The following is an 8,635-nucleotide window of genomic DNA, read 5'->3' as shown; positions in this document are numbered from 1 at the left end:
GCTTGCCAGCGAAGGGGCCGACGCAGAAACAAAAACGGGCACCGCTTGGGGTGCCCGCTTTTCGACGCAGTCAGTGGCCCGCGGCCTTACGGGTTGACGCTGTCCTTGAGGAACTTGCCTGGCTTGAACGCCACGGTATTGCTCGCCTTGATCTTCACCGGCTCACCGGTCTGCGGGTTCTTGCCTGTGCGCGCACCACGATGACGCTGCAGGAACGTGCCGAAACCCACCAGGGTCACGCTGTCTTTCTTGTGCAGGGCCGCCGTGATTTCTTCAAGCACCGCGTTGAGCACGCGATTGGCCTGCTCCTTGGTTAGGTCGGCCTTTTCGGCAATGGCTGCAGCGAGTTCTGGTTTACGCATGGTGAAGCCCCTCTGACGGAATTTTTTGTTGTTATGCCGTGCTGCCCTTCGCGGCAGCGCCTAAGGCACCGCAGGCTCTAAACTGCGGCAGACGGGTGTGAGAATGGCACGCCGCCAAGGGCCGCGCCAGTCTCTGGGCGGCCATTGTGCAGGCAAAAGCAGGGTATACCCGACAGAACGACAGCTATTTACGCCAACAACGGCGGAAGCTGACGGTTGAAGGCCAGCTTTTCCATTACCGCCGTTCCGGTCAGGGCATAGCCCAGCAGGTTGCCGTCGGCATCGTGGCACAGCACCTTGAGGTCGGCGCCCTGCCCTTCGACCTGCCACTGGCCCTCGCAGCCACGCGGCGGTGGCGACACCACCAGCGGGCACACCGGGGTTTTCACGGTGATTGGCATCGGCCCGTAGCTCACCGCTGTCGGGTTGCCTGCCAGGGTTTGCGCCAGCGCACGCGCGCAGGTCATCAGCGGCATCACGTACAGCAGGTTGAGGCCATCGACTTCGGCGCAGTCGCCCAGGGCATGGATGTTGGCGTGCGAGGTGCGCAGCTGGCGGTCGACCATCACCCCACGGTTGACCTGCAGCCCTGCCGCCGCCGCCAGGTCGATGCGCGGACGCAGGCCGATCGCCGAAACCACCAGGTCGCAGGCGATCACGCTGCCGTCGGACAGGTGCGCCTCCAGGCCATCGGCCGCGTGCTGCAGGCGCGTCAGCACCGGCCCCAGGTGAAAGCGCACGCCCAGCCCTTGCAGGCCCGCCTGCACCGCACCGGCAGCCGCCGGATGCAACAGCGTCGGCATGACTTGCTCGCAGGGCGCGACCACATCGATATCGAAGCCACCCAGGTGCAGGTCGTTGGCGAACTCGCAGCCGATCAGGCCAGCGCCCAGGATCAGTACCCGACGCTTGCCGTCGGCGGCAGCGCGAAAGCGTGCGTAGTCTTCCAGATCATTGATCGGGAAAATCGCCTCGCTCGCATCGCCCTCGACCGGCACCTGCACCGTCTGGGCGCCCCAGGCCAGCACCAGGTCGCGATAGCACACCTGCTCTTCACCGATCCAAACGCGCTTGTGGCCGGGGTCAATGCCGCTGATGCGGGTGTGCGTGCGCACCTGGGCCTTGAGCTGCTCGGCCATGGCACCGGGCTCGGCCATGCTCAGGCCGTCGGCGTCCTTGTGCTTGGCAAAGCCGGTGGACAACATCGGCTTGGAATACGAACGACCGTCATCGGCACTGATCAGCAGCAACGGCGTTTCGCCGTCGAGCTTGCGAAATTCACGGGCGAGGTTGTAGCCCGCCAGCCCTGTGCCGACTATCACCAGCGGATCGGTCATGCTCTGCTTCCTGTGCCAAGTACAAAAATTGATCAGTTGATCTCGATCATCTCGAAATCCATCTTGCCCACGCCGCAATCCGGGCACAGCCAGTCTTCGGGCACATCCTGCCACAGGGTACCCGGGGCAATGCCGTCATCCGGCCAGCCGTCGGCTTCGTTGTAGATCAGCCCGCACACCACACACTGCCACTTTTTCATGATCGCTCTCCCTCTCTCATCCAGACGCACATCGGTCGTGATCATTACAGTCTTGGCGCTGCATGGATCGTCAGGGGGCTTTGTACTGAGGCTGGTGGCACGATGCAAGTCGCAACCTGCAAACATGCTAAGCTCGGCGCCTCACTGGCTTGTAACCGCATACCGACCGTGCCGTACGAAACCTCGCAAGTGCCCGCCCTCAAATGGCTCGAGCAGCATTCGCCGCTGGCCGACAGCGCCGACCGCTAACCCGCGACTGGTTGTTCGACCAGGGCTCGCTGACCCGCCGCCTGACCCGATTATCCGCCGATCACTTCAGCGTGACACCCGTGTACGAAGGCTGGCAGCCGCTGCGTGACGACGAGTGCGCACGCCTGGGCCTGGTGCCGGGGCAGCGAAGGCTGGGTGCGCGAGGTGTACCTGCGCGGGCACGGCCAGGCGTGGGTCTATGCGCGCAGTGTGGCGGCGCGCAGCGCCTTGCAGCAGGGTGGCCTGGACATGGAGGCGCTGGGCAGCCGTTCGCTGGGCGAGCTGCTGTTCTGCAGCCCCGGCTTCGCACGCCAGGCCATCGAGGTGTGCCATTACCCGGCCGCCTGGCTGCCGGCCGAGCAGCGCCATGACGGCCTGTGGGCACGCCGCTCGCGCTTCGACCAAGGCGAGCTGAGCATCCTGGTGGCCGAGATCTTCCTGCCCGCCCTGTGGCAAGCCACCGATACCCGCCTGGAGGACCGCTGATGTACCTGAGCCTGCTCAAGTCGCTGAACCGCCTGCACCCCAGGGCCTGGGACTTCATCCAGCTCAGCCGCATGGACAAGCCGATCGGCATCTACCTGTTGCTGTGGCCCACACTGTCGGCGGTGTGGATTGCCGCCAAGGGCTCGCCCAGCGTGGCCAACGTGCTCATTTTTGTGCTGGGCGTGGTGCTGATGCGCGCTGCCGGCTGCGCCATCAACGATTTCGCCGACCGCAAGGTCGACGGCCACGTCAAGCGCACCGCCGAACGCCCGCTGGCAGCCGGCAGGATCAGCGGCCGCGAGGCGCTGGTGCTGTTCGCGATTCTGGTCGGCGTGAGCTTTGCCCTGGTGCTGTGCACCAATGCGCAGACCGTGTGGCTGTCGTTCGGCGCGGTAGCACTGGCAGCCTGCTACCCGTTCATGAAGCGCTATACCTATTATCCGCAGGTGGTGCTGGGCGCCGCGTACTCGTGGGGCATTCCCATGGCCTTTACCGCGGCCACCGGCGAACTGCCGGCCATCGCGTGGCTGCTGTACATCGCCAACCTGCTGTGGACCGTGGGCTACGACACCTACTACGCCATGGTCGACCGCGACGACGACCTGAAGATCGGGGTCAAATCGACCGCGATCCTGTTCGGTGAGGCCGACCGCACCATCATCCTGACCTTGCAGTTGCTGTCGCTGGGCTGCCTGCTGATGGCCGGCAACCGCTTCGAACTGGGCGGCTGGTTCCACCTCGGGCTGGTGGGTGCGGCGCTGTGTTTTGCCTGGGAGTACTGGTCGACTCGCAGCCTGGCGCGCGACGCCTGCTTCAAGGCCTTCCTGCACAACCACTGGGCCGGCCTGCTGGTGTTCATCGGCGTGGTGCTCGACTACGCCCTGCGCTGACCGCCGTGCGACAGCCAGCGCAACCTCACGGGGGTCAAGGCTTGGCGACGTGCCACACGTCTTTCATGCCGTCGCCGGTCATGTCGCCACCTTGCTTGTCCTTGACGAAGGTGTAGAGCGGCTTGCCGTCGTAGGCCCACTGCATCGAGCCGTCATCACGCGTGATCTGCGTCCACTTGCCGTCAGCTTTTTCGCCGCTCTTGGCCATCAACGGCGGCCAGTTCTTCGCGCACTCGCCGTTGCACATGGACTTGCCACCGGCATCCTTGTCAAAGGTGTAGAGCGTCATGCCGGCATGATCCACCAACATGCCGCCCTTCTCCATGGCATGATCGGCCAGGGCCATCCCCGGTAGCGCCAGGGCAGTAAAAAGGGCCATCCAGTTCAGCGTATGTCGTGTCATTGGACTCACCGTTTTGGGTGATGGGTGGGAACTAAAGCCTAGCTCAGCCCACGGATGTTGCCGCACGCCCACACGACCTGTCACACGACTGCAATAATTCCGTTATCTAATGCGGGCCAAGACACCTGAATGGGAAGAGGTTTGAGCATGGTTGGCAGAAACATTCTGATCGTTGACGACGAAGCGCCGATTCGCGAGATGATCGCCGTTGCATTGGAAATGGCCGGCTATGACTGCCTGGAGGCGGAGAATTCGCAGCAGGCCCACGCCATCATCGTCGACCGCAAACCCGACCTGATCCTGCTCGACTGGATGTTGCCGGGCACCTCGGGCATCGAACTGGCGCGGCGCCTCAAGCGCGACGAGCTGACCGGCGATATCCCGATCATCATGCTCACCGCCAAGGGTGAGGAAGACAACAAGATCCAGGGCCTGGAAGTCGGCGCCGACGACTACATCACCAAGCCGTTCTCGCCCCGCGAACTGGTGGCCCGGCTCAAGGCCGTGCTGCGCCGCGCCGGCCCCAGCGACGGCGAAGCGCCGATCGAAGTCGGTGGCCTGCTGCTCGACCCGATCAGCCACCGCGTGACCATCGATGGCAAGCCAGCCGAAATGGGCCCCACCGAATACCGCCTGCTGCAGTTCTTCATGACCCACCAGGAGCGCGCCTACACCCGTGGCCAACTGCTCGACCAGGTGTGGGGCGGCAATGTGTATGTCGAGGAGCGCACCGTCGACGTGCATATCCGCCGCCTGCGCAAGGCGCTCGGTGAAGCCTACGAAAATCTGGTACAAACCGTGCGCGGTACGGGCTACCGGTTCTCGACCAAGAGCTGAACCGCCGCATATCGCCAAGGCAATTGAAAGGACGCGTCGTTAATTGAACCAGAACTGGCATGGCACCCTGATTCGCCACATGCTGCTGCTGACCACCGTCTGCCTGCTGGCCGGGCTGGTCAGCGGCTACTACGGCTGGAGCCTGGCCATCGGCCTGGCGGCCTACCTGGGCTGGACCCTCAAGCAGCTGCTGCGCCTTCACGAATGGCTGCGCCAGCACAAGCCTGACGAGGCACCGCCCGACGGCTACGGCCTGTGGGGCGAGGTATTCGACAGCATCTATCACCTGCAACGCCGCGACCAGCGCGTGCGCGGGCGCCTGCAGGCGGTGATCGACCGCGTGCAGGAGTCTACTGCTGCGCTCAAGGACGCGGTGATCATGCTCGACAGCGACGGCAACCTGGAATGGTGGAACCGCGCCGCCGAAACCCTGCTGGGCCTCAAGACCCCGCAGGACAGCGGCCAGCCGGTGACCAACCTGGTGCGTCACCCGCGCTTCAAGGAGTACTTCGAGCAGGACAACTACCTCGAGCCGCTGGAAATCCCCTCGCCCATCAGCGACCGCCTGCGCGTGCAACTGCACATCACCCGCTACGGCAACAACGAACACCTGATGCTGGTGCGCGATGTCACCCGCATCCACCAGCTCGAACAGATGCGCAAGGACTTCGTCGCCAACGTGTCCCACGAGCTGCGCACCCCGTTGACGGTGATTGCCGGCTACCTCGAAACCCTGCTCGACAACGTCGAAGAGGTGAACCCGCGCTGGGTCCGCGCGCTGACCCAGATGCAGCAGCAGGGTGTGCGCATGCAGACCCTGCTCAACGACCTGCTGCTGCTGGCCAAGCTCGAAGCCACCGACTACCCCTCCGACAACCAGCCGGTGGGCATCGAGGCGCTGTTGCAGTCGATCAAGAGCGATGCCCAGGCGCTCTCCGGCCAGCGCAACCAGCGCATCAGCCTGGACGCCGACCCCCACGTGCGCCTCAAGGGCAGCGAGGCCGAACTGCGCAGCGCGTTCTCCAACCTGGTGTTCAATGCGGTCAAATACACCCAGGACGAAGGCCAGATCCGCATTCGCTGGTGGGGCGACGAACAGGGCGCGCACCTGAGCGTGCAGGACTCGGGCATCGGCATCGACCCCAAGCATCTGCCCCGCCTGACCGAACGCTTCTACCGCGTCGACTCCAGCCGCAACTCCACCACCGGTGGTACCGGCCTGGGCCTGGCGATCGTCAAGCACGTGCTGTTGCGCCACCGCGCGCGCCTGGAAATCAGCAGCGTGCCGGGCCACGGCAGCACCTTCACCTGCCATTTCGCCCCGGTGCAGATCGCCGCGCGCGCGGTTTCCTGAGCCGCACCCTTTAAATTTGCGCAGTCAGCCGCTACATTGGCTGACTCGCGCCAGCACCTGCTGGCATTGCTGCATTCCCTTTGCTCAGAAGACGGACCCCGTAAAACCCCATCATGGACCCTTCCCCTGGTATCACCCTCGCGTCACTGTTCGCCGATTTCGGCATGATTCTTTTTGCTCTGCTGCTGGTTCTGCTCAACGGTTTCTTCGTTGCGGCCGAGTTCGCCATGGTCAAGCTGCGCTCGACCCGGGTCGAATCGATTGCCGAGAAGAACGGCTGGCGCGGGCATATCCTGCGCACCGTGCACAGCCAGCTCGACGCCTACCTGTCGGCCTGCCAGCTGGGCATCACGCTGGCATCGCTGGGCCTGGGCTGGGTCGGCGAGCCGGCCTTCGCGCACCTGCTCGAACCGCTGCTGGCGGCCGTGGGCGTGCAATCGCCCGAAGTCATCAAGGGTGTGTCGTTCTTCAGCGCCTTCTTCGTGATTTCCTACCTGCACATCGTGGTCGGCGAGCTGGCGCCCAAGTCCTGGGCGATCCGCAAGCCCGAGCTGCTGTCGCTGTGGACGGCGGTGCCGCTGTACCTGTTCTACTGGATGATGTACCCGGCCATCTACCTGCTCAACGCCAGCGCCAACACCATCCTGCGCATTGCCGGCCAGGGCGAGCCCGGCCCGCACCACGAGCACCACTACAGCCGCGAAGAGCTCAAGCTGATCCTGCACTCCAGCCGTGGCCAGGACCCCAGCGACCAGGGCATGCGCGTATTGGCCTCGGCGGTGGAGATGGGCGAACTGGAAGTGGTCGACTGGGCCAACTCGCGCGAAGACATGGTGAGCCTCGACGCCAATGCGCCGCTCAAGGAAATCCTCGCGATGTTCCGCCGGCACAAGTTCAGCCGCTACCCGGTGCTCGACGCCGAAAGCGGCGAGTTCGTCGGCCTGCTGCACATCAAGGACCTGCTGCTGGAACTGGCCGCACTCGACCACCTGCCCGAGTCGTTCAACCTGGCCGAGCTGACTCGCCCGCTGGAGCGGGTGTCGCGGCACATGCCGCTGTCGCAGCTGCTGGAGCAGTTCCGCAAGGGCGGCGCGCACTTTGCCCTGGTCGAAGAGGCTGACGGCAAGGTGATCGGCTACCTGACCATGGAAGACGTGCTCGAAGTGCTGGTGGGCGACATCCAGGACGAACACCGCAAGACCGAGCGTGGCATCCTCGCCTACCAGCCTGGCAAGCTGCTGGTGCGCGGTGATACCCCGCTGTTCAAGGTCGAGCGCCTGCTCGGCGTGGACCTGGACCATATCGAGGCCGAAACCCTCGCCGGGCTGGTCTACGAGACGCTCAAGCGCGTGCCGGAAGAGGAAGAAGTGCTGGAAGTCGACGGCCTGCGCATCATCATCAAGAAGATGAAAGGGCCCAAGATCGTGCTGGCCAAGGTGCTCAAGCTCGATTGAGCCGCCTCACGGGTTGCCGGCGGTAAAGCTCGGCAGCCCGCCGATGGGCTGGTTGAACTGGTACGGAATCGACTCCAGTGCCAGCCCCACGTTGCGCTGCACCACGAAATGCAGGTGCGGCCCGCTGCTGTTGCCGGTATTGCCGGACTTGGCCAGCGGCGTGCCATAGGCCACCCGCTGCCCCTCGCTGACCACCACCGACCCGCGCATCAGGTGCAGGTACACGCCCATGGTGCCGTCGGCATGCAGGATCCTCACGAAGTTGCCGGCCGGGTTGGTCCCGCGCCCGCTCTGCTGATTCTCGGTCTTGATCACCACCCCGGCGCGCGCGCGATGATCGGCGTGCCTTCGGGCATGGCGATGTCCATCGCGTAGCGGCCCTTGGGGCCGAAGTGGCTGTACTTGCCGTTCGGGCCTTGGGTCAGGCGGAACGGCCCGCCGCGCCAGGGGAACGGGTAGCGGTAGGCCAGGCTGCGTTGCTGCGGGTTGCCCAGGGCGTAGTTGAACTGTTCGCGATAACCCACCGGCTTGCCGACCTGACGCGCATTGAGCGAGGTGAGCAGCAGCGTGGAGCGTGCGGGCACCACCCGGCGCACGATACGCGGCGCAAGGTCGTGCACGTTGCCCAGGCGCTCCAGGCGCAGTTCCACCTCGACTGGCGCAAACAGCTGGTTGCGGGCACTGAAGCGCACGCCGTTGGGGTATTGGCTGACCTGAAGCTGAACCTGCTGGCCCAACTGCTCGACCATGCGATCACGAAACACCAGCGCCCGCGCGCCAGGGCTGGGACGGTCGGAGTACGACACCACGCCCGAGGCGTCGGTGTTCTTGTAGATGGTCATGGCCCAGGATTGGCCGGCAGCCAACAGCAAGGCGCAGAACAGCAGCAGGTGTGGCGGCATGAATAGTGGCCATCTGACAGGTTAGCTCTGGGCAAGCCTAGCAGGTGAATGTGCTGGGTGTGTTGCGGGGAGTGGTTGCCGGGTATGACAGGCGATCAGTGGCGCGCCCTTCGCTGGCAAGCCAGCTCCCACAGGGATCATCGCTGTCCTTGTGGGAGCTG

The 8,635-nt window shown here is 64.7% G+C and carries 8 protein-coding genes and 2 pseudogenes; 5 read left to right on the top strand and 5 right to left on the bottom strand.

Annotated elements, in window-relative coordinates; genetic code table 11:
• Positions 1 to 86 precede the first annotated feature (86 nt).
• The 3 genes from G3436_RS23790 to G3436_RS23780 all read right to left on the bottom strand — a co-directional run bounded on the left by G3436_RS23790 (position 87) and on the right by G3436_RS23780 (position 1,899).
• The gene (locus G3436_RS23790; protein ID WP_163950203.1) at positions 87 to 362 is read right to left on the bottom strand and encodes an HU family DNA-binding protein; all 276 of its coding nucleotides are present in this window, start codon (positions 360 to 362) and stop codon (positions 87 to 89) included.
• A gap of 188 nt (positions 363 to 550) precedes the next feature.
• A complete protein-coding gene (locus G3436_RS23785) occupies positions 551 to 1,699 on the bottom strand; it encodes an NAD(P)/FAD-dependent oxidoreductase (protein ID WP_163950200.1) in 1,149 nt (382 codons plus the stop codon).
• 32 nt (positions 1,700 to 1,731) lie between these two features.
• Entirely contained in the window at positions 1,732 to 1,899 is a 168-nt protein-coding gene (locus tag G3436_RS23780) for a rubredoxin (protein WP_007954349.1), read from the bottom strand.
• Positions 1,900 to 2,067: 168 nt separating this feature from the next.
• On the opposite strand from G3436_RS23780, the pseudogene G3436_RS23775 reads away from it, so the two are divergent.
• Both G3436_RS23775 and ubiA read left to right on the top strand, forming a co-directional pair.
• A pseudogene (locus G3436_RS23775) lies at positions 2,068 to 2,634 on the top strand (chorismate--pyruvate lyase family protein).
• Positions 2,634 to 3,524, top strand: coding sequence for a 4-hydroxybenzoate octaprenyltransferase (ubiA, locus tag G3436_RS23770; RefSeq protein ID WP_163950197.1), 891 nt, complete (start codon positions 2,634 to 2,636; stop codon positions 3,522 to 3,524). Before G3436_RS23775 ends, ubiA begins: the two are co-directional and overlap by 1 nt.
• Before the next feature lie 34 nt (positions 3,525 to 3,558).
• Here the strand turns inward: ubiA and G3436_RS23765 are convergent, their stop codons facing one another.
• The gene (locus tag G3436_RS23765) at positions 3,559 to 3,927 is read right to left on the bottom strand and encodes a COG4315 family predicted lipoprotein (RefSeq protein WP_163950193.1); all 369 of its coding nucleotides are present in this window, start codon (positions 3,925 to 3,927) and stop codon (positions 3,559 to 3,561) included.
• Positions 3,928 to 4,074: 147 nt separating this feature from the next.
• Here G3436_RS23765 and phoB point away from each other — a divergent pair, with 147 nt between their 5' ends.
• The 3 genes from phoB (at position 4,075) to G3436_RS23750 (ending at position 7,572) form a co-directional block, all read left to right on the top strand.
• Entirely contained in the window at positions 4,075 to 4,764 is a 690-nt protein-coding gene (gene phoB / locus G3436_RS23760) for a phosphate regulon transcriptional regulator PhoB (protein ID WP_028942483.1), read from the top strand.
• Between the two features lie 43 nt (positions 4,765 to 4,807).
• Positions 4,808 to 6,118: a phosphate regulon sensor histidine kinase PhoR gene (phoR, locus tag G3436_RS23755; RefSeq protein ID WP_163950190.1), complete on the top strand. Its 1,311-nt coding sequence runs from the start codon at positions 4,808 to 4,810 to the stop codon at positions 6,116 to 6,118.
• A gap of 113 nt (positions 6,119 to 6,231) precedes the next feature.
• Positions 6,232 to 7,572, top strand: a complete 1,341-nt coding sequence (locus G3436_RS23750; RefSeq protein ID WP_163950187.1) for a hemolysin family protein — start codon at positions 6,232 to 6,234, stop codon at positions 7,570 to 7,572.
• A gap of 6 nt (positions 7,573 to 7,578) precedes the next feature.
• Here G3436_RS23750 and G3436_RS23745 read toward each other — a convergent pair.
• Positions 7,579 to 8,474, bottom strand: a pseudogene (locus tag G3436_RS23745) (peptidoglycan DD-metalloendopeptidase family protein).
• Positions 8,475 to 8,635: the final 161 nt, after the last annotated feature.

Source organism: Pseudomonas brassicae (assembly GCF_010671725.1).
Lineage (GTDB): Bacteria > Pseudomonadota > Gammaproteobacteria > Pseudomonadales > Pseudomonadaceae > Aquipseudomonas > Aquipseudomonas brassicae.
The sequence above is the reverse complement of the archived record's forward strand: the minus strand, read 5'-3'. Positions and strand labels throughout refer to the sequence as shown.